Origin of the sequence: Kineosporia sp. NBRC 101677, from assembly GCF_030269265.1 — a bacterium.
GTDB classification, from domain to species: Bacteria; Actinomycetota; Actinomycetes; order Actinomycetales; family Kineosporiaceae; genus Kineosporia; species Kineosporia rhizophila.
Genome location: NZ_BSTA01000001.1, coordinates 937,045 through 955,627, shown reverse-complemented (window position 1 = coordinate 955,627; position 18,583 = coordinate 937,045). Strand labels below are relative to the sequence as shown.

Annotated in this window: 15 protein-coding genes; 11 read left to right on the top strand and 4 right to left on the bottom strand. The window is 71.0% G+C overall.

The window, feature by feature from the left end; all coding sequences use genetic code 11:
- From QSK18_RS04330 to QSK18_RS04300, 7 genes are read left to right on the top strand one after another with little or no spacing between them, the layout of a single operon-like run.
- Entirely contained in the window at positions 1–624 is a 624-nt protein-coding gene (locus tag QSK18_RS04330) for a hypothetical protein (RefSeq protein ID WP_232808608.1), read from the top strand.
- The gene (locus QSK18_RS04325; protein WP_285616614.1) at positions 621–1,265 is read left to right on the top strand and encodes a hypothetical protein; all 645 of its coding nucleotides are present in this window, start codon (positions 621–623) and stop codon (positions 1,263–1,265) included. Before QSK18_RS04330 ends, QSK18_RS04325 begins: the two co-directional genes overlap by 4 nt.
- A 44-nt stretch (positions 1,266–1,309) precedes the next feature.
- Positions 1,310–2,632, top strand: coding sequence for a hypothetical protein (locus QSK18_RS04320; RefSeq protein WP_285616613.1), 1,323 nt, complete (start codon positions 1,310–1,312; stop codon positions 2,630–2,632).
- A 16-nt stretch (positions 2,633–2,648) separates the two neighbouring features.
- Positions 2,649–3,038: a YxzC family protein gene (locus QSK18_RS04315; protein WP_285616612.1), complete on the top strand. Its 390-nt coding sequence runs from the start codon at positions 2,649–2,651 to the stop codon at positions 3,036–3,038.
- A 47-nt stretch (positions 3,039–3,085) separates the two neighbouring features.
- The gene (locus tag QSK18_RS04310) at positions 3,086–4,585 is read left to right on the top strand and encodes a hypothetical protein (RefSeq protein ID WP_232808605.1); all 1,500 of its coding nucleotides are present in this window, start codon (positions 3,086–3,088) and stop codon (positions 4,583–4,585) included.
- A gap of 26 nt (positions 4,586–4,611) precedes the next feature.
- Positions 4,612–5,013 (top strand): hypothetical protein, encoded by a 402-nt coding sequence (locus tag QSK18_RS04305; RefSeq protein ID WP_232808604.1) that lies wholly within the window; start codon positions 4,612–4,614, stop codon positions 5,011–5,013.
- 12 nt (positions 5,014–5,025) lie between these two features.
- Positions 5,026–5,406 (top strand): hypothetical protein, encoded by a 381-nt coding sequence (locus tag QSK18_RS04300; RefSeq protein ID WP_232808603.1) that lies wholly within the window; start codon positions 5,026–5,028, stop codon positions 5,404–5,406.
- A gap of 30 nt (positions 5,407–5,436) precedes the next feature.
- Here QSK18_RS04300 and QSK18_RS04295 read toward each other — a convergent pair whose 3' ends face one another.
- On the bottom strand, positions 5,437–6,039 hold the full coding sequence (locus QSK18_RS04295; RefSeq protein WP_285616611.1) for an LURP-one-related family protein: 603 nt from the start codon (positions 6,037–6,039) through the stop codon (positions 5,437–5,439).
- A 497-nt stretch (positions 6,040–6,536) separates the two neighbouring features.
- Here QSK18_RS04295 and QSK18_RS04290 point away from each other — a divergent pair, with 497 nt between their 5' ends.
- A complete protein-coding gene (locus QSK18_RS04290; protein ID WP_232808601.1) occupies positions 6,537–7,250 on the top strand; it encodes an LmeA family phospholipid-binding protein in 714 nt (237 codons plus the stop codon).
- Between the two features lie 165 nt (positions 7,251–7,415).
- Positions 7,416–10,097 carry an ATP-dependent chaperone ClpB gene (clpB, locus tag QSK18_RS04285; protein WP_285616610.1) on the top strand — a complete coding sequence of 894 codons (2,682 nt, stop codon included), beginning with the start codon at positions 7,416–7,418 and terminating at the stop codon, positions 10,095–10,097.
- Between the two features lie 256 nt (positions 10,098–10,353).
- On the opposite strand, the gene QSK18_RS04280 is transcribed toward clpB, so the two are convergent.
- Both QSK18_RS04280 and QSK18_RS04275 read right to left on the bottom strand, forming a co-directional pair.
- A complete protein-coding gene (locus QSK18_RS04280) occupies positions 10,354–12,351 on the bottom strand; it encodes a S8 family serine peptidase (RefSeq protein WP_285616609.1) in 1,998 nt (665 codons plus the stop codon).
- A 248-nt stretch (positions 12,352–12,599) separates the two neighbouring features.
- Positions 12,600–13,184 carry a CGNR zinc finger domain-containing protein gene (locus QSK18_RS04275; RefSeq protein ID WP_232808598.1) on the bottom strand — a complete coding sequence of 195 codons (585 nt, stop codon included), beginning with the start codon at positions 13,182–13,184 and terminating at the stop codon, positions 12,600–12,602.
- Between the two features lie 57 nt (positions 13,185–13,241).
- Here QSK18_RS04275 and QSK18_RS04270 point away from each other — a divergent pair, with 57 nt between their 5' ends.
- Together QSK18_RS04270 and QSK18_RS04265 are read left to right on the top strand one after the other, a co-directional pair.
- Positions 13,242–16,235, top strand: coding sequence for a hypothetical protein (locus QSK18_RS04270; RefSeq protein WP_285616608.1), 2,994 nt, complete (start codon positions 13,242–13,244; stop codon positions 16,233–16,235).
- Positions 16,232–17,776, top strand: coding sequence for an ATP-binding cassette domain-containing protein (locus tag QSK18_RS04265; RefSeq protein WP_285616607.1), 1,545 nt, complete (start codon positions 16,232–16,234; stop codon positions 17,774–17,776). Before QSK18_RS04270 ends, QSK18_RS04265 begins: the two co-directional genes overlap by 4 nt.
- A 7-nt stretch (positions 17,777–17,783) precedes the next feature.
- Here QSK18_RS04265 and QSK18_RS04260 read toward each other — a convergent pair whose 3' ends face one another.
- On the bottom strand, positions 17,784–18,566 hold the full coding sequence (locus QSK18_RS04260) for an exodeoxyribonuclease III (protein WP_232808595.1): 783 nt from the start codon (positions 18,564–18,566) through the stop codon (positions 17,784–17,786).
- Positions 18,567–18,583: the final 17 nt, after the last annotated feature.

Here is an 18,583-nt window from a genome sequence, read left to right as displayed (position 1 = left end):
ATGTCTGCCACCCGTGGCCGGACCCGGCTCCTGGCCGGCCTCCTGCTGGTTGCGGTACTGGTCGCCGTGGGGGTCTTCTGGTGGGCGCGCGACTCCGGGGATCCCCAGGCGCAGAGTGACTCTCCGAAGACTTCGGGCGGTCCAACGGTCAGCGAGCTCGCGCAGAAGTACCTGAGCGGGCAGCCGGCCACGGCCGAGGCGGTGGCATCTGCGCAGGGCACGATCTACGCCCGCAACGACGCGTCGCCCGGTGACGTGAAGGATGTGCCCGCAACTCTGCGGATCCTGGCCGTCGAGGCCGGTCCCGACTCCACGCACGTGCGCATCTCGCTGAGCACCGACAGCCCTGCGGTTCCGCTCTTCACGCCGTACATCAAGGTCTCCAGTGCCGATGTCCGCGGTTTCGAGCTCACCGCCGAGTCGGCCGACCTCCGCCTGACCGCCGGGCTGTGGTCGCAGGCCGAGAACGACACCCTGGACTGCGCCTGTGCCTACCTGCCGGCCTCGACCGGCGCCGAGCCGGTGGAGCTGAGCATCCTCTACCCGGCGTTGCCCGAGGCGGTGACCGAGGTGAAGTTCTCGATGCCTGGTTTCGAGGCCCTGAGCGCCCCGGTGACCAGATGAGGACTGCAGCCGGCGGGCGGCGCCCGGACGACTCCGGCCAGCTGACGATCGGCCTGGTCACGGTGGTCATGGTGGGTCTGCTCTTCCTGGCAGTGAGCTACTTCCTGCCGCTGGGCGAGGCCACCGACCAGAAGGCGAGCTCGCGGGCCGCGGCCGACGCGGCCGCGCTGGCGGCGGCCGAGCAGATCCAGAACGACCTGGCCTCAGCAGTTCTGGACGCAGTGGACCAGGCCCGCACAGTGGAGGACCTGCCTGGCGTGCTGGACTCCCTGACCGGGGGGTTCGGGCGTGAGCAGGCCGGTGAGTACGCCGACCGCAACGGTGCCGATCTCGTCGGATACCAGTACACCCGCGCCTCCGGCCGGATCTGGGCCCAGGTCCGGCATCGGCAACCCGCCTCCACCGGTGACCGGGCCCAGTCGTCGGCCACCGCCGAGCTCGGGATCCGGCTCGGAGTCTGCCGTCTCGCCGAACCGGACGAGCCGGATCAGCCGGACGAGCCGGACGAGCCGGGAACGGCCGAGGTGCTCTGCGGTGACCTCGAACTGCAGTTCGAGATCACCGGTGATGACGGGAAGCCGTCTCTGAAAACGGATCTGGACGACCTCTTCGACGACCTCGAACCACGCCTGATCTCCTGATGTTGGGCCCTGGGGCCTAGTTCTGCGCCACTAGCGTCGTCGGCATGGTGCGTACGCCGGGTCCGGGCAGGCGTGGACGAGAAGCCGGGCAGGCCACGACCGAGTACGTGGCGATGGTGGTCGCCACCACGATCGTGCTCGGTGCCGTGCTGGCCGTGCTGGCGGCGACCGGGGCCGGTGGTCAGCTGGTCAGTGGGCTGAAGTCGGCGATCTGTGCCGTGGTCCCGGGTACCTCCTGCGGTGAGGGTGTTCCGGCTCCCGTGACGGAGCAGCCGGAGCAGCCGGAGCAGGAGCAGGAGCAGGAGGACGGCGGCGACTGGGACTGCTCGGGTTTCTGGGGCTGTACCTGGAACGCCACCAAGCAGACCGGTAGCGGGCTGTTCAACGTGGGCAAGGGTGCGGTCGACGATGTGGTGGGCATCTGGGACCTGGTGACGGATCCGGGTTCGCTGGTGGATGCGGGTGAGTACGCCTGGGACCACCCCGGAGACGCCGCGCTCTCGCTGGTCTGGGACGAGGAGTCGTCGCAGATGTGGGACCGCGAGGACTACGGCGGTTCGGTCGGGCGCACCGTCTGGAACGTCGGCTCCTGGTTCATCCCGGGAGTGGACGCCGGCCGGGCCGCAGGCGTGCTGGGCAAACTCGGGAAGGCGGGCAAGGTCGCCGAGAGCGCGGCCGACCTGGGCAAGCTGGCCCGGCTGTCCGACGAAGCGGCAGAATTCGCCACCGCGGCCGAGAAGGCCGGTGATGCCGGTGACCTGGCGGCGGTGGAGAAGGCGGCTGAGGAAGCCCGTAAACGCGCCGACGACGCGAAGGACGAGGCCCTGGGCGGGGTCTGCGCGGTGGCGCTGCGACTGCCGGGGGCCGACCCCGGCGGTCCGGCGGGCTCGGTGCTGGCCTTCGGTGGGGGTGGCCGGGTTCCGTCAGCGGTGCTCGTGCTGCACGCGGCCAAGGACTGCACCGAGGAGGAGATGGATGACGCCTGGGCGCAGTACGAGCGTGAGCAGCAGAGCAAGGCCGACGCCGAGCAGGACGAGGCGTACCAGAAGTACCAGGAGGCGGACGAGGCCGCGGATCGGGCCGAGGAGACCTCGATCGCGCCTCGCGACGTGCACGACGAACTGCGCAAGGCCGACCCCAAGCGGTTGTCGCAGCAGGAGATCGACGAGGTCCTGACCGAGGGGGAGTCGTACCGGCAGAACGTCGGCGGGGACGAGCGGGAGGTCCGGTTCGTCGACAACGGCGACGGCACCAGTTCCTTCGTGGTCTTCTCGCGTGACAATCCGGGACACACCATCACCAACATCCGCAGTATGTCGAACCGCACCATCGAGAAGCGGATCGCCAGTGGAGAGTTCTACGAATGACCGCCAGAGTGTGGGGATGAGCGAGCAAGCGGCGATGCCCGACGCGGAGACCGTGCGGGGCTGGTGGGCAGACCTGTGCAACGGCGTGCGTACCCGGGAAGAGGTACATGCTCTCGCGGCCCAGTGGCTGGAGGGTGAGGAACTCGTCGACGACCCGCTGGCCGACTACGGCCTGGCCGATCTGCACGGGGCCGATCTGAGGCAGAGCGACGGGACGTGGCTGCACCCGATGCAGGATCTGGCCGATCGGTACGAGAAGTTCGCGGCCGCAGTGCGATTCCTCGCGGAAGATCCCGAAGGGTACCGGGCGGCCGAGGACGAGCGCAGGCATCAGCGCCGGCTCGAGCTGGAGGCCGAGCGGGCCGCCGGACTCCGACCGCCCCGAAGGACGAAACCCTTGTCCTGAAAGAAGTTGGGCCCGGAGACCTAGTCCGCCCTGGTTAACGTCGTTGCGTGAGACGACTTGTGACCGCCCGGCGCCGGCAGATGCGCGCCGCCGGCTCCGAAACCGGGGCCGCGACCGTGGAACAGGTCGGGCTGACCGTCGCCGCCGCGGTCCTGATCCTGGCCGTGGTGGTGGCCCTGGCGCCCCAGCAGTTCGTCTCCTCCGTCACCCGGGCGATCTGCCAGGTGCTGACTCTCGGCCTGGGCAACTGCGGTTCGAGTGCGCCCACGGCCACCGACGCCGGCTTCAAGCCGACCGAGTGCCGGGTGCGCGACCAGAGCGAGAAGTACGGCAGCGAGATCAACATCGGGTTCGTCCGGATCGGCCAGGAGCTGGGCTTCCAGCGGCAGGAGATGGCCGACGGCAAGGTGCAGCTCACCGCGGTGGGCAGTCAGTCGGTCGGGGTGGCCGGCGGGCCGAACGGCAAGACCTTCGACATCGGCAAGATCGGCACCGAGGTGGGCGAACTCGAGGTCGAGGGCTCGGGCACGGTCAAGGTCGGTTACGGCGACACCTGGGAGTTCAGCTCCGCCGAGGAGGCCGACAAGTTCCAGGCCGACATCGAGGAGTACTCCTCGATGAAGAGCATGGAGAACGCCCCCGACAGCCTCTTCATCATTCTCTGGAACCGGGCGGTCGGCTATCCCGAGGTGCCGGTCCCGACCACCAAGGTCACCAAGGTCAGTGGTGACGCGGGCGTCCAGGCCGGCCTGCAGGTCACCCTCCAGGAGGCGGCCGCGCCGGGGAACAGCAACAACAGCAACAACAGCAACGCCACCGACGAGGGGTCGGCGGAGGAGGCCGGGCCGGAGGAGTTCGACCCCAACGTCGGCGGCCTGCTCGCCCTCAAGGGGGAGTACGAGGTCACCCAGGAGACCAAGACCAACGGGGACGTCAGCTGGACCTACCAGCTCGCCGGGGAGGGCAAGGTCGAGGGCAGCGCGATCCTGGTCGGGGGCGAGGCTGCCGGCAAGTCGACCGGCGCCTTCAAGGTCACCCGGGACAAGGACGGGAAGCTGACCGAGCTGTCGTTCGTGAGCACCCGGGAAGGCTCGCTGCAGGCCAACGTCACCGGCAAGGGTGCGGGCAAGGACGGCGAGGCGACCGGCAAGGACGGTTCGGCGTTCACCACGGCCACGGTCACCACCACCACCCTGAAGCTCGACAACGACGCCGACCGGGCGACCGCCCAGGCCTGGCTCCGCGGCAACAACGAGCAGTTCGGCTCCCCGTTCGGGCTCACCTACGACTCGCTCGTCCCCGACCGGGAGGCCGCCGAGGGCGACGTCTTCGGTCAACTCATGTACGACAAGGCCACCTCGTCCCAGGTGCAGTACGAGGGGGTGAAGGACATCGAGGAGTTCGGCGCCGAGATCAACGTGGGCTGGAAGTTCGGGGCCAAGATCAGCACGGAGAACAGCAGCAGCCAGACGGTCGACGCCCGGTACCTGGGGGCACCCCGCACCGACGGTTCACGTCCTCTGCTGCAGTACTCCGAATGTCAGTGACGGCGCCCGGTCAGGAGAACGAAAGCATGAGCAGAGCAATGGGTTCGGTGCTACGCACCTGGGTGATCGCCGGCATTCTCTACCTGGTGGTGAGTGGGGTGTTCTACGCGCTGACCGCCCGCGACGCCCGGCCCGACTGGGTGGCCACCCTGTCCGCCCTGGTCACGTACGCGGTGGTGGTGGGCGCGCCGGCACTGCTGTTCCGGCGCTCGCGCGGTGGAACCTCGCTGGGCAGCTACCTTCTCGCGGTCGTGCCGGTTCCGCTGGTGCTGCTGGCCCTGTCGATCTGGCTCTGGGCCGACCGCGACGTGACCACCGGCACGATCACCGGCCGAGTACTGCAGTGGCTTGCCGTTCTGGTCTGCGTGGCGGCTGCGGTCTGGTTCCTGCCCGCCCGGCGCCGCCCGGCTCCTCAGCCCTACCAGTAGAAAGGTTTTCGGATGAACGCCTACGGTGCACCGTCGGTGCGGCCCGAGATGCCGCGCCCGTTGAAGGCCGCCCGCATCCTGCTGGTGATCGGCGGGGTGATCAGCGTGGTCTCCGCGATCGCGGTGATCGCCGTGCTCGGGGCCGACGCCGAGGTGCTCGGCCAGGTCACCTGGTCGGTCTGGCCCGGTGTCGCCGCGCTGGTCCTGGCCCGCGGCCTGCCCCGGGGCGGTCGCAAGCACTACTTGTGGACGCTCGTGGTCGGCGGGGTCTGGATCTTCATGGGTCTGGGGAACGCCGGGCAGGGTGACCCGCGCGGGTTCACCTCGATCATCATCCCGATCGTGATCCTGGTCCTGGTGACCCGCCCGGCCTCGCGCGACTACCTGCGCTGAGGCCGGGGCGGGCCCTGGGGGAGCGTCGGATCAGCGCGACTGCAGCGCGTCCAGCGCCACCGCCATCGCCGCAGCCAGCCGGCCGTCCAGACGGGCGCCCGGCACGTCGACCTCGTAGCGGTCGCGCAGGGCGCGCTTGCGCTGCGAGGAGAGCAGGATCGTGCCGTCCGGGTCGGTGAAGTCGAAGTGGAACACGAACGGCGAGGGCAGGTCGTTCAGGAACGGCACGAACTCCCAGACCCGCCGGGCGATCGCCACGTTCTTGTTCCGCTCCTGCCCGAACAGCTCGACCGGGCTGTTGGCGAAGCCCATGTGCCAGGTGCTGCGCAGCAGCGACTTGCCGAAGTCCTTGCGGAACCAGCCGATCGGCTGGCCGGCCGCGTCCAGCACGTCGTAGGTGGCGCCCAGGTCCATCCGCTGCCGGGCCTTGAAGCTGAACACCGGCTGGGTGCGCTGCTCGTCGGTGTAGAAGGTGACCTCCTCCTTGAAGGCCAGGCGCTTCTGCTGGGCGAAGGCGAGCAGGCCACCGGTGCTGCCGTCGGGCAGCAGCTCGCGGATCTCGTACCGGTTGACCATCATCGTGATCTTCTGGTTGACCGCGAAGCGCTCGACCGTCCTCAGGTCGCCTGCCATCAGGTCCCCGCTCTCCGTTGCTGGTGTCCGATTGGTGGCGGTCATTGTTGCGTAGTCACGAGGATCCCGCTCGGGCGACGAATCCGCTCACACTCCGTCATTCTGTTCTGCGATCGCGTCGATATGACCCCATTACACCTTGACGTCGGAATATGCATTCTGAGAGTTTTGACCTGCGAGATTCTCCGGGTCGAGCACGATCCGTGAGAATCCGCCCCCAACGTTCAGTCGTCCGTCAGGCCACTCTGCGTGAGTCACCGCTCCGCATGAGTCCCACGACTGCGGGGCCTGGGTGGCGCGACACCGTGCGCGCCGCCCAGGCTCCGCCCCCAATCCGCACTTTCGGCGCATTCCCGCCGTCAAGTGGCCGTTGCACCCCGATCGCGATCTCATACCGACCAGTGGCCCCGACTGTCACTTGCCGGTCCGGGTATGTCACGGTTACCCGGCGGTGCGCCGGAGGCGTCCGTCCTGGTGCCCTTGCGAAAGGTTTGGTCGTGATCATCCGTCGGCTCGTCGGGGTCGTCCTCGTGCTGCTGGTGCTGCTCGTCATCGTCGACCGGGTGACCTGGTGGGCCGCGAAACGCGTGGTCGCCGACCGGGTGCAGAGCACGGCGGGCCTGGCCGAGCGGCCCGAGGTCGAGGTGCACGGCTTCCCGTTGCTCACCCAGGCCATCGGCGGCAAGTACAAGCAGGTCAACGCCAAGGTCGACGACCTCACGGTGCAGGACGGGCTGACCGTCGACGAGCTCGACGTGGAGATGCGGGGCATCTCGGCCAGCTTCGGCGACCTGCTCAGCCACCGCCTGAGCGACGTGCCGGTCGACTCGGCCGTGGCCGAGGCCACCGTCGGCTTCGCCTCGATCGACCAGGTGGTGGCCGAGCGGCTGCCCGACGACAGCCTGGACGTGGAGTTCACCCAGGGTCAGGCCGGCGCCCTGGCAATCACCGGCACCTTCGAGAACGCACTGGCCAGCACCCAGATCACCGGGGCGGCGACGGTCCGGATCGAGGACGGCGCGCTGCTGCTGGAGCTCACCCAGGACTCGCTCACCGACGTGCCGGCCGAGCTGCGCCCCCAGGTCGAGCAGCTGCTGAGCGGCTCCTACCACCTGCCCGAGCTCCCCTTCGGCTTCACCGCGCGGGACGTCAAGGTGGGCGAGGACGGGGTCACCGTGCGGGCCACCACCAGCGAGGTCAAGCTCAGCTGATCAGGTTCGCCTCCGGGCCGCCGATTCCCCAGGGGATCGGCGGCCCTCTGCGTTTGGTCCCTCCGCCGGTGCGTATACCCTGGGTTGAGCGGAACAGACTCAACTCTGTCGGCGTTGTCCACAGCGGCATCCGATCCCGGCCGAAGCGGAGGGAAACCGAAAACCATGGATCTGAAGCTCACCACCCGCAGCCAGGAGGCAATGGCCTCCGCCGTCCGGCGGGCCGCCACCGACGGTGCGCCGCAGGTCGAGCCCGCACACCTGCTGGGCGCCCTGCTGGAGCAGCCCGACGGGGTGGCCCCGGCGCTGTTGCAGGCGGTCGGCGCCGACCCGCAGGCCCTGCGCCGCGCCAACGCCACCGCGCTCGAGGCTCTGCCCCGGGCCAGCGGTTCCTCGGTCAGCACGCCCAGCCTGGGCCGGGCCACCTACCAGGCGATGTCGGCGGCCGGTGACGTGGCCCGGGAGCTGGGCGACGAGTACGTCTCCACCGAGCACCTGCTGATCGGCCTGGCCTCCACCGACACGGTGCTGAAGAGCTCCGGCCTCACCTCCGAGAAGCTGGTGAAGGCGCTGCCCAAGGTGCGCGGCAACGCCAAGGTCACCAGCCCCGACCCCGAGGGCACCTACAAGTCGCTGGAGAAGTACGGCGTCGACCTGACCGCCGCCGCCCGCGACGGCCGGCTCGACCCGGTGATCGGCCGCGACGCCGAGATCCGCCGCGTGGTCCAGGTCCTGAGCCGGCGCACCAAGAACAACCCGGTGCTGATCGGTGAGCCCGGCGTGGGCAAGACCGCCGTGGTCGAGGGCCTGGCCCAGCGCATCGTGGCCGGTGACGTGCCCGAGAGCCTGCGCGGCAAGCGGCTGATCAGCCTCGACCTGGCCGCGATGGTGGCCGGGGCGAAGTACCGCGGGGAGTTCGAGGAGCGGCTGAAGGCCGTGCTGGAGGAGATCAAGTCCTCCGAGGGCGAGGTCGTCACCTTCATCGACGAGCTGCACACCGTGGTCGGCGCGGGCGGCAGCAGCGACGGCTCGATGGACGCGGGCAACATGCTCAAGCCCATGCTCGCCCGGGGTGAGCTGCGCCTGGTCGGTGCCACCACGCTCGACGAGTACCGCGAGAACATCGAGAAGGACGCGGCTCTGGAGCGGCGCTTCCAGCAGGTCTACGTGGGCGAGCCCAGCGTGGAGGACACGGTCGGCATCCTGCGCGGCCTGAAGGAGCGCTACGAGGCGCACCACAAGGTGGCGATCACCGACGCCGCCCTGGTCGCCGCGGCCACCCTCTCGCACCGCTACATCCCCGGCCGGCAGCTGCCCGACAAGGCGATCGACCTGATCGACGAGGCGGCCAGCCGGCTGCGCATGGAGATCGACTCCTCCCCGGAGGAGATCGACGCCCTGCGCCGCCAGGTCGACCGGCTCAAGATGGAAGAGATGGCCCTGGCCAGCGAGGACGACCCGGCCAGCCGGGCCCGGCTGGAGAAGCTGCGGGCCGACCTGGCCGACCGTTCCGAGCAGCTGGCCGCGCTCACCGCCCGCTGGGAGCAGGAGAAGGCCGGCCTGAACCGGGTCGGCGACCTGATGAAGCGGGTCGACGAACTGCGCAGCCAGGCCGAGAAGCTGCAGCGCGAGGGCGATCTGGGGGCGGCCTCGCGGCTGCTCTACGGCGAGATCCCGACCATCGAGAAGGAGATCGCCGAGGCCCAGGCGGCCGAGCAGGTGATCGACGACAACCCGGCGCAGCAGGCACCGATGGTCAAGGACGAGGTCGGCCCGGACGACATCGCCGACGTGGTGGCGGCCTGGACGGGGATCCCGGCCGGGCGGCTGCTGGAGGGTGAGAGCGCCAAGCTGCTGCGGATGGAGGAGGTCATCGGCGGCCGGCTGATCGGCCAGAAGAACGCGGTCCGAGCGGTTTCCGACGCGGTGCGCCGGGCCCGGGCCGGGATCAGCGACCCCGACCGCCCGACCGGCTCGTTCCTCTTCCTCGGCCCCACCGGCGTGGGCAAGACCGAGCTGGCCAAGGCCCTGGCCGACTTCCTGTTCGACGACGAGCGGGCGATGGTCCGCATCGACATGAGCGAGTACGCCGAGAAGCACAGCGAGGCGCGGCTGATCGGGGCCCCTCCCGGCTACGTCGGTTACGAGTCCGGCGGCCAGCTCACCGAGGCGGTGCGCCGGCGGCCGTACAGCGTGGTGCTGTTCGACGAGGTCGAGAAGGCCCACCCGGACGTGTTCGACGTGCTGCTGCAGGTTCTCGACGACGGCCGGCTCACCGACGGCCAGGGGCGCACGGTCGACTTCCGCTCGACCATCCTGGTGATGACCTCGAACCTGGGCTCGCAGTTCCTGGTCGACCCGACGCTGTCCGACGAGGCCAAGAAGGATGCGGTGCTCACCTCGGTGCGCACGGCGTTCAAGCCCGAGTTCCTGAACCGGCTCGACGACGTGGTGGTCTTCGACCCGCTGGGGATGGAGGAGCTCTCGAGCATCGTCGAGCTGCAGATCGGCCTGCTGGGCCGGCGGCTGGCCGACCGGCGGCTGGACCTGCAGGTCACCGCGGCCGCCCGGGACTGGCTGGCGCTGACCGGCTACGACCCGGCCTACGGGGCCCGGCCGCTGCGCCGGCTGGTGCAGCGCGAGATCGGCGACAAGCTGGCCAAGGCCCTGCTGGCGGGCGAGATCCACGACGGCGACGGGGTGCTGGTCGACGCCGCGACGGCGGCCGACGGCCTGATGGTGCGGCGGCTCGAGCCCGGCGAGAGTGTCGATTCGGTAGCCGGCTCGAGCACTTTCGAGGGCCCGGACGGTGGTCTGATCGAGCTGGAGTCCGGCCCGACGATCTGAGGCCAGAGACCAATGGGGGACGTCCGCACTCGAGTTGGGTGCGGACGTTTCCTGGTCTCAACCGGCCAAGAACCAAAGGGGGACGTCCCGCTCGACCCGAGCATCGACGTCCCCTGATCTGCGGGGCGGTTCCAAAAACCAAGGGGACGTCCCACTCGACTTCAGCGCGGACGTCCCCTGATCGAAGCCACCCCGAACCCGACGGGGGACGTCGCGCTCGACTCGAGCGCGGACGTCCCCCGTTCGGGTTCGAGGGCTACTTGGCGGTCCAGACCACCTTGCTGTCGCTCTTGCGCACCAGTTGGAGCTTGCCGCTGTCGAGCAGACGCAGCCGGTCGGCGGCCTTGCCCACGGTCTTGGACTGCCAGACCGTCTTGCCGCCGGAGTTGACCAGGGTGAGGTTGCTGTTGCGCAGGTAGAGCCAGTCGGCGTCTTTCACACCGGTGCTCCAGACGATGCCCTTGCCCTTCTCGGTCACCGTGAGGTTGCCGTTGGCCCGCAGGGCGAGGCTGTACTTGCCGTTCTTGGACACCAGGGTGCGCCCGCCGCGGTAGAGGCCGAGCCCCTTGTCCAGCGTGGACTTGCCCTTGGCGTTCTGCTGCGGGGCCGACTTCTGGGCCTTGTTGCTGGTCCAGAGCGTGCTGCCGCCGGAGTTGTTGACGATCGCGGCGAAGCCCCGGTTGTCGACCTCGAGCCGGGCCGCGCCACCGCCGGTGCCCGACGACCAGACCCGCTGACCGTAGGCGTCGTACGAGACCAGGTTGCCGGTGCTGGTCATCTTGGTCCACGCCGCGGCCTTGCCCGAGCGCCAGAGCACCCGGTTGCCGGGTTTGGTCAGCCGCAGATCCTTCGTGGTCTGGGTGAGTGTGTAGAGCCCGTTGGGGCTGGTGATCTTGCTGCCGACCGGCAGCGAGGCACCGGAGGCGACCTGCGACTTGGCCGTGGTGGCGGAGGGCGCCTTGACCTTCTGCGGGGCGAAGAGCATGTTGCGCGACCACTTGGTGCTGACCTTGCTGACCGCGTTCTTGCTGGTGGCCTGCACGATCGCGGCCTGCACCTGCTTGGGCGAGGCCTTGGGGTTGTTCTGCAGGTACAGCGCGACCGCCCCGGTGACGTGCGGGGTGGCCATCGAGGTGCCCGACTGGGTGAGGCTGGCCGTGTCGCTGTCGATGCCGGCCGACTTGATGCCCAGGCCCGGGGCGTAGAGGTCGACGCAGGCGCCGTAGTTGGAGAAGCCGGTGCGGCGGTCGCTGCGGTTGGTGGCCCCGACCACCAGCGCCGCCTTCACGTCGCTGGGCGAGACCGAGCAGGCGGGGATGCCGACGCCGGCGGCGTTGCCGTTGCCCGCCGCGATCACCACGGTGACCCCGTCGGCGATGACCCGCTCGACGGCCGCCTCGACCACCGGGTCGGCCCCGCCCTCGTTGGTCAGGCTGAGGTTGGCCACCGCCGGCGTGCCGCTCTGGTGGTGGGAGACGATCCAGTCGAGGCCCTCGGCGACGATCGAGCTGGTGCTGCCGCCGTCGCAGTCGAGCACCCGGACCGGCACCAGGGTGGCCTCCTTGGCCACGCCGTAGACCGAGCCGCCGATGGTGCCGGCCACGTGCGTGCCGTGACCCTCGCAGTCCTCGGTGCTCTTGTCGTTGTCGAGGGTGGACCGGCCGGCCACCACCCGGCTGCTCACCTTGGCCCCGGAGAGGCTGGTGGTGAAGTCGCGGTGGGTGCTGCGGATGCCGGTGTCGACCACGTAGGCGGTGACGCCCTTGCCGGTGTTCGTGTAGAAGTACGAGCCGCTCAGCTTGCTGCTGCGCTGGTCGATCCGGTCCAGCCCCCACTGCGCGTCTTTCTGCGTGTCGGTGGCCCGGTAGCGCTGGTTGACCGCGACGTACTCGACCGCCGGGTCTTCCCGGATCTCGGCCAGCTCGCCCTCGGTGAGCTCGGCGGCGTAGCCGCGCAGCTCGTCGAACTGCGACTGCACGGTGGCGCCGGCCTCCTCGCCGCGCTCGACCGCCTCGGCCACGAAGGCCGGCGCCGGGTCGCCGGCGCCGTCGACCCCGGCTGCCCGCAGACCGGCCTGGTCTTTCAGCATGACCAGGTACTCACCCTCGATCGCGCCGGCGTTGCCGGCACCGACCAGCGGCGCGGTGTATTCGGTGCCACCCCCCAGGGCGGCGGGCAGGGCCGAGGCCATCGGGGTCAGCGTGACCGCGGTGGCGGTCGCGGCGGTGACCCCGAGAGCGATCCCTATGGTCACGGTCCGACGACGGTTGAGCTTGCCTCGAAGGGGGAAGGCCCGCCGTGGGGCGCGAGGATCCGTCACGCCCCGTACCTTACGGGGACTCACCGACAGGATGCGTCCCCGAGAGGGCCGGGCCGGAGGCCGAATTCCGCGGAAAGTAACTGCCTTCACCTGTTTCGGTGAGGGTCGGGGTAGTCCTTCCGGCCCCCCTAGTTCTGGCTTGACCGAAATTTAAATTCAGGACGCTCGACGGCCCGCGCGTGTCATCGTCCGCTACTGCGGTATCGCCTGGCTTTGGCCCGATTTCCGCACACCGCCATGGAACACCAGCGCCGACGCCCGCGGGGATCGGTGAACAACCAGCCGCACCCTTCGCCCGGGCAGGCGCCGACGGTGCCGTACCCCGGTCCGGTGAGGAAGTCGGCGGCGCTGGCGGCGACCGCCCGGAGGGCACCTTCGAGGCCGGAGGTGTCCCGTTCCCAGCGGGCCGAGCGCTCGCCGTCGGCCGGGGGTACGAGACGGGCGTGCGTCTGGGCCAGGGCGGCCTCGCGGGACACCGTCAACCAGTCGTCGGGGGTGCCGCGGCCGAGAAGGACGGGGTAGAGCGCCTCCCGGAAGACGAGAGCCCGGGCCAGGACCGCCTCGGCCGGCGCCGTGTCGGGCCGAGCGCCGGACGGCTGCCCGCTCAGGCCGGCCTGCCGGGTCCAGACCGCGAGAACCCCGGCATCTACCAGGTACTCGCGCTGCTTCGGGGCGTTCCAGCCCGCGCGCGTGTTGCAGAAGTCGAGCGCGGGATGGCCGGCGACGGCCTCGGGCAGGGTCACCCCGTCGATCTCGTACGACGACATCGCCCTCTGCCCTCCGAGCCTGTACCTGTGTAACCGGTAATGCTAACTTTACCGGTTATGAGCCCAGTGACCGGGTCGCTGCTGGCCGGACGGCTACGGGCCGCCCGGGCGCGTTCGGCGGCGGTCGTGCTCGGGCTCGCGGTGGCCGTCCTGATCCCGGTCCTGATCGCCGTCGCCACCCGGATCACGGCGGACGAGACGCTGGGGCGGGCCCTGGCGGAGCTGCCGGCCGGGCAGCGCAGCGCGATCGTCTCGTTCAACGGCATCCTCGACCGGAGCGAGCTCGACGCGATGGACGCGGTGGCCCGCGATCAGCTGCCGGCGCTCACCCACGGGCCGATCCGCAGGCAACTGATCTACCGGGCCCTGGCCGACGGAACCGGCACCGACTTCGCGCTGGCGGCCACCGACGACCTGCCGGCCGCGGTCCGGCTGGTCGAGGGCCGGCTGCCGCGCGGTTGTGCTCCCCAGCACTGCGAGGTGGTGGCCGTCCTGGCCACCTCGGGCGCGCGGCCCGAGGTCGCCGACCTGGGCCTGAAGATCGTCGGCACGGTCGAACGGTCCGACCCGCTGCTGCTGTCGGGCACCTTCGAGGTCGGTGACGAGACCACGATGCTGCTGGCCGACGGTGTGCCCGAGGCCGGCGCCCTGTCCTCCTTCGAGGTCATCGGCCGGACCCAGGGATGGGTGGGAGAACTCGACCGGGGAGTGATCTCCAGCCAGGGGGCCGAGGGCTGGAGCAGGACGGCCGACGCGGTGGCCGACGCCGTGGTCCGACATCGTCCGGGCACTGCCCTCACCATCCCGCGGAACGAGGTGCGGGGAGAACTGGGCCGGGCGTCCGCCTCCGCGCAGCGCTTCGGTCTCCTGGCCGGTGGCTGTGGTCTTCTCCTGTTGGGAGCCGCGGTGATCGGCGGAGCGGCACTGCGGCCCGACGTGCTGCGCTTCGCCGAGGCCCTGCGCCGCCGTGGTCTGGGCCCGGTCCGGATCCGCTTGGTGCTGATGGCCGAAGCGCTGATCCTGGTTCTCGCGGCGGCCGGACTGGGGCTTGCTCTCGGGGCCGGCGCGGCCATGGCCCTGCTCGACCGGGCCGGGCTGCCGGTGACGGCCGGCACGCTGGATGCGTTGGGAGCGGCCGCGCCGGGTGTGGCGGTGCTGCTGGGTCTCGGATTCGTCCTTCTCTCAATGGTTCTGCGGCCGGTGAAAGACCCGGGCGAGTCCTGGCAGGCAGTGGGCTGGGCCGCCCTGGCGGGCCTGACTGCGCTGGTGCTGATCATCTCGCGGGGGTCGGCCGAGGTGGCGTCCCGGCGGGGAGATCCGCTGCTGGTCGCCCTGCCGGTGCTGCTCCTGCTCACTGCGGCGCTGCTGGCCGCCCGCACCTGGCCGTGGGTGCTGCACGCGGGCGGGCGGGCACTGCCCCGGCGAGCGGTCGCCACCCGGCTGGCCCTGGCCGGACTGGCCGGCCGTCCCCTGATCGCCGCCTCCTGTCTGGCTCTCCTGGTCGCCGCGATCGGTGCTACCGGGTTCGCGGCCTCCTACCGTTCGACGCTCGATCGAGGGGCGCTCGACCAGGCCGCCTTCTCGGTGCCTACCGATGCCCGGATCCGGCCGGGAGTGGGACTACGCCCGGTGTTGTCGGTCGCCGCTCAGCACGACTACGCGGCAACGGCTCCCGGAGCCACCGCGACGGCCGTCGTGCGTCAGGCCGGATCGTTGCGGGTCGGGCTGGACCAGTCCGAGCCGGTGCAGCTGATAGGTCTGGATCCGGCCGCTCTGAGCCGGATCCGGCGTTGGCCCACCGTGGTGGGCGACATCTCCCCGGGGCAGGTGGCGAAGGCCATCGCCGCCCCGAGAACTGCTGCTGGTCAAGCTCTTCCGGCCGGGCAAGGGCTGCGCATCGAAGTCCGTGACTGGCCGGTTCTGGTCGCTACCGCCTGGGTACGGGCCGACGACGGGCGAGAAGTGAGCGTTCCTCTTTCTGAGCGGGCGGGCGTGCTGCAGGGAGCGCTGCCGCCGGGGCGGGGATGGTCGCTGGCTTCGCTGTCGCTGAGCCAGACCGAACGAGAGAGCACCAGCCGCCAGCACCGGCTGGGCGAGAGTGACACCACCGCCGAGATTCCTTTTGGAGAGGTCGATCTGGGACCGGTGTCGGTCGACGGTTCGCCGGTTGCACACCCCTGGCAGGGCTGGGAGGGTGACGGTCTGAAAGTCGGATCCAGTGGCGAGGAGGCGACTTTCGCCTACGAACTGGCGCAGAGCACCGTCTCGATCTGGTCGACCCCGCCGCCGGCCGGGGCTCCGGGGGCCACCGCCCCGATCAAGGTGGCGGCCGATCCGCTCACCGCGGCCCAGTCGTCCTCGCTCACCCTCATCGTCTCCGGCCAGCCGGTGACCGCTCAGGTGGTGGCCGTCCTGCCGCGGATGCCGACGGTGTCGGGCCGGTTCGTGCTGGCCGACTCGGGCGCGTTGAGCCCGGTCTTCTCCCGGCTCGCCCCCGGAGGTGGGCAGGCCGGTGAAATCTGGCTCTCCCTGGACGGATCCGCCGATCCGCCGGCAAACGCACTACAGAGTGGCCAATTTGCCGGTCTTGACGTGCAGTGGGCCTCCGACGTGGCACGTGACCTACGCACCGATCCGGTGGCCGAGGGGGCGCAGCGGGTGCTGTTCCTGGCCGCGCTGGCCACGCTGCTGGTGGCCCTGGCCGCGGTGGTGTTACTGGTGATCAGCGAGCGGGCCGAAGATGCGGACCGGTTCCGGGCCTGGGAGGCGAGCGGGGTGCGGCCCGGGGTGCTCCGGCGCGCCCTGTGGGGGCGGGCGGTCCTGATCCTCGGGGTCTCGGCCCCGGCCGGGGTGGCCGCCGGGCTGGGCCTGACCGCGCTCACCGCCCGCCTGGTCCAGCTGACCGCCGGAGCCGCGGTGCCGGAGCCGCCACTGGTTCCGGTGATCGGTGCCGGTCTCGCCGTTCCTCTGGTCCTGGGCGCTTTCGCGGTCGCCCTGGCCGGGTCCGGGGTCGTGGCCCTCACCTCTTTCCGGGAGGCGCAGCCTCGATGAGGGCCGTCGACATCCGGGACGCCTTCTGCCTGCATCCGCTGCCCGGCGGGGGAGCGGTGGCTGCCCTGCGAGGGCTGGGGCTGAGTGTGCCGGCGGGTGAACTGCTCGTGGTCCACGGGCCGAACGGATCCGGAAAGACCACGCTGATGGGGGTTCTGGCCGGTGATCGGGCGCTGGCGGCCGGGCAGGCCCAGGTGGCCGGGCTCGATCTGGCCGCCGCCGGGGCCCGGGACCTGGCCCGCTGGCGCTCGCGGCAGCTGGGGCAGGTGGACCAGGACGCCCGACGGCTGCTGCGCACCGAGTTCGACGTGCTCGACAACATCGCCCTCCAACTGCGCATCGCCGGTACGGCCCGGTCGAAGGCCCGGGCCGCGGGCCTGGCCGCGCTCGGTGAGCTGGGCCTCGCCGACCTGGCCGGACGCCGGATCGAGACGCTCTCCGGTGGGCAGCGCCAGCGGGTGGCCGTCTGCGCCGCGGTGGCCCACCGACCTCAGCTGGTGCTGGCCGACGAGCCCACCGGCGAACTCGACGTCCGCTCCGCCGAAGGGGTGTACGAGTTGCTCGCCGATGCGGTCCGGGCGGTGGGCGCCACTCTGGTGCTGGTGACCCACGACCGCCGGGCCGGGCAGATCGCCGACCGGGTGGTCCGCATCCGGGACGGCCGGATCAGCGAGACCTGGGATCCCCGGGGCCCGGCCCGGCCCGGTCCCGGCCGGGAACTGCTGGTGATGGACGACCGGGGCTGGATCCGGTTGCCCCAGCCGGTGCGCGAGCAGGTGATGGGCGGTGCCCTGTGGTCGGCCGAGGTCAGCGAGGGCGCGGTCCGGCTGAGCCGGGACGGTGCCCCCGTCGTCCCGGTGCCGCCGGTCCGGGACCAGCCGGCCCGGCGCGAGACCGAGGCCGGGATCCTGGTCGAGTTCGAGGACGTGAGTTTCGGGTACGACGGCGGGCCACCGGTCCTGGGGCCCGGACTACGGCTGAGCGTGCGGTCCGGAGAAGTGGCCGTGGTGGCCGGGCGCTCCGGTACCGGCAAGAGCACCCTGCTGCGGGTGGCGCTGGGGTTGCAGCGGCCCGACGCCGGCACGGTGAAGCTGGCCGGGCAGAACCTGGCCGGGCTGGACCGGGACGGTCTGGCCCGGCTGCGATCCGGGCTCAGCGCGGTGGTGCTGCAGCAGGTCGACCTCTCCTCGGCCCTCGACTGCGTCGACGAGATCGACCTGGCCCGGGCCGCCCGGGGTCTGCCCGCCGACCCGGCCCTGGCCCTGAGCCTGCTCGGCCGGCTGGGGTTGGCCGGCCTCGCCCGCCGCCGGGTGGAGGCGCTCTCCGGCGGAGAACGTCAGCGGCTGGCCCTGGCTCGGGCCCTGGCCCTCGACCCCCGGCTGCTGGTGCTGGACGAACCCACCTCGCAGCTCGACGAGGCCTCGGCGCAGCTGGTCGCCGAGGTCCTGCGGGAGCGGGCCGCCGAAGGCACCACCGTGCTGGTGGCCAGCCACGACCCGGTCCTGACCGGGCCGGCCGACCAGCTGCTCACCCCGCGGTGACCAGCCCTCAGTTCAGCTCGACGATCACCGGGGCGTGGTCGGAGGCGCCCTTGCCCTTGCGCTCCTCGCGGTCGATCGCCGCCGTCTTCACCCGGGCGGAGAGCGCCGGGGAGGCCAGGACGAAGTCGATCCGCATGCCCTGCCGCTTGGGGAAGCGCAGCTGGGTGTAGTCCCAGTAGGTGTAGGCGCCCTCGGTGTGCGGGCGCACCACGTCGGCGAAACCCGCGTCGACCACCCCGTTGAAGGCGTCGCGTTCCGGCTGGGACACGTGGGTGCTGCCTTCGAAGGCCGCCATGTCCCACACGTCCTCGTCCCGCGGGGCCACGTTCCAGTCGCCGACCAGGGCCACCTGGGCCTGCGGGTCGGCGGCCAGCCAGTCCTGCCCGGCCGCGCGCAGCGCCTCGAGCCACTGCAGCTTGTACTGCAGGTGCGGATCCTCCAGGGTGCGGCCGTTCGGCACGTACAGGCTCCAGACCCGCACCCCGCCGCAGACCGCGCCGATCGCCCGGGCCTCCGCGACCGCCGGATCACCCCAGGTGGGCATGCCCGGGAAGCCGTGCTGGACGTCGTCGATGCCGACCCGTGAGATCAGGGCCACGCCGTTCCACTGCGAGTGGCCGAGGTGGGCCACCTGGTAGCCGATCTCCTCGAACCGCGCAGTGGGGAACTGCTCGTCCTTGCACTTGGTCTCCTGCACGGCCAGCACGTCGACGTCGCTGCGCTCCAGCCAGGCCACCGCCCGGTCGACCCGGGCCCGCATCGAGTTCACGTTCCAAGTAGCGATCCGCACGCCGCGAGCGTACCTGC

What these genes read in the sequence shown, in the direction of transcription:
- QSK18_RS04315 (WP_285616612.1), top strand. Translation starts at nt 2,649, where the DNA reads ATGAGCGAGCAAGCGGCGATGCCCGACGCGGAGACCGTGCGGGGCTGG.
- QSK18_RS04275 (WP_232808598.1), bottom strand. Translation starts at nt 13,184, where the DNA reads ATGTCGTCGTACGAGATCGACGGGGTGACCCTGCCCGAGGCCGTCGCC.
- clpB (WP_285616610.1), top strand. Translation starts at nt 7,416, where the DNA reads ATGGATCTGAAGCTCACCACCCGCAGCCAGGAGGCAATGGCCTCCGCC.
- QSK18_RS04265 (WP_285616607.1), top strand. Translation starts at nt 16,232, where the DNA reads ATGAGGGCCGTCGACATCCGGGACGCCTTCTGCCTGCATCCGCTGCCC.
- QSK18_RS04330 (WP_232808608.1), top strand. Translation starts at nt 1, where the DNA reads ATGTCTGCCACCCGTGGCCGGACCCGGCTCCTGGCCGGCCTCCTGCTG.
- QSK18_RS04320 (WP_285616613.1), top strand. Translation starts at nt 1,310, where the DNA reads ATGGTGCGTACGCCGGGTCCGGGCAGGCGTGGACGAGAAGCCGGGCAG.
- QSK18_RS04300 (WP_232808603.1), top strand. Translation starts at nt 5,026, where the DNA reads ATGAACGCCTACGGTGCACCGTCGGTGCGGCCCGAGATGCCGCGCCCG.
- QSK18_RS04325 (WP_285616614.1), top strand. Translation starts at nt 621, where the DNA reads ATGAGGACTGCAGCCGGCGGGCGGCGCCCGGACGACTCCGGCCAGCTG.
- QSK18_RS04305 (WP_232808604.1), top strand. Translation starts at nt 4,612, where the DNA reads ATGAGCAGAGCAATGGGTTCGGTGCTACGCACCTGGGTGATCGCCGGC.
- QSK18_RS04270 (WP_285616608.1), top strand. Translation starts at nt 13,242, where the DNA reads ATGAGCCCAGTGACCGGGTCGCTGCTGGCCGGACGGCTACGGGCCGCC.
- QSK18_RS04295 (WP_285616611.1), bottom strand. Translation starts at nt 6,039, where the DNA reads ATGGCAGGCGACCTGAGGACGGTCGAGCGCTTCGCGGTCAACCAGAAG.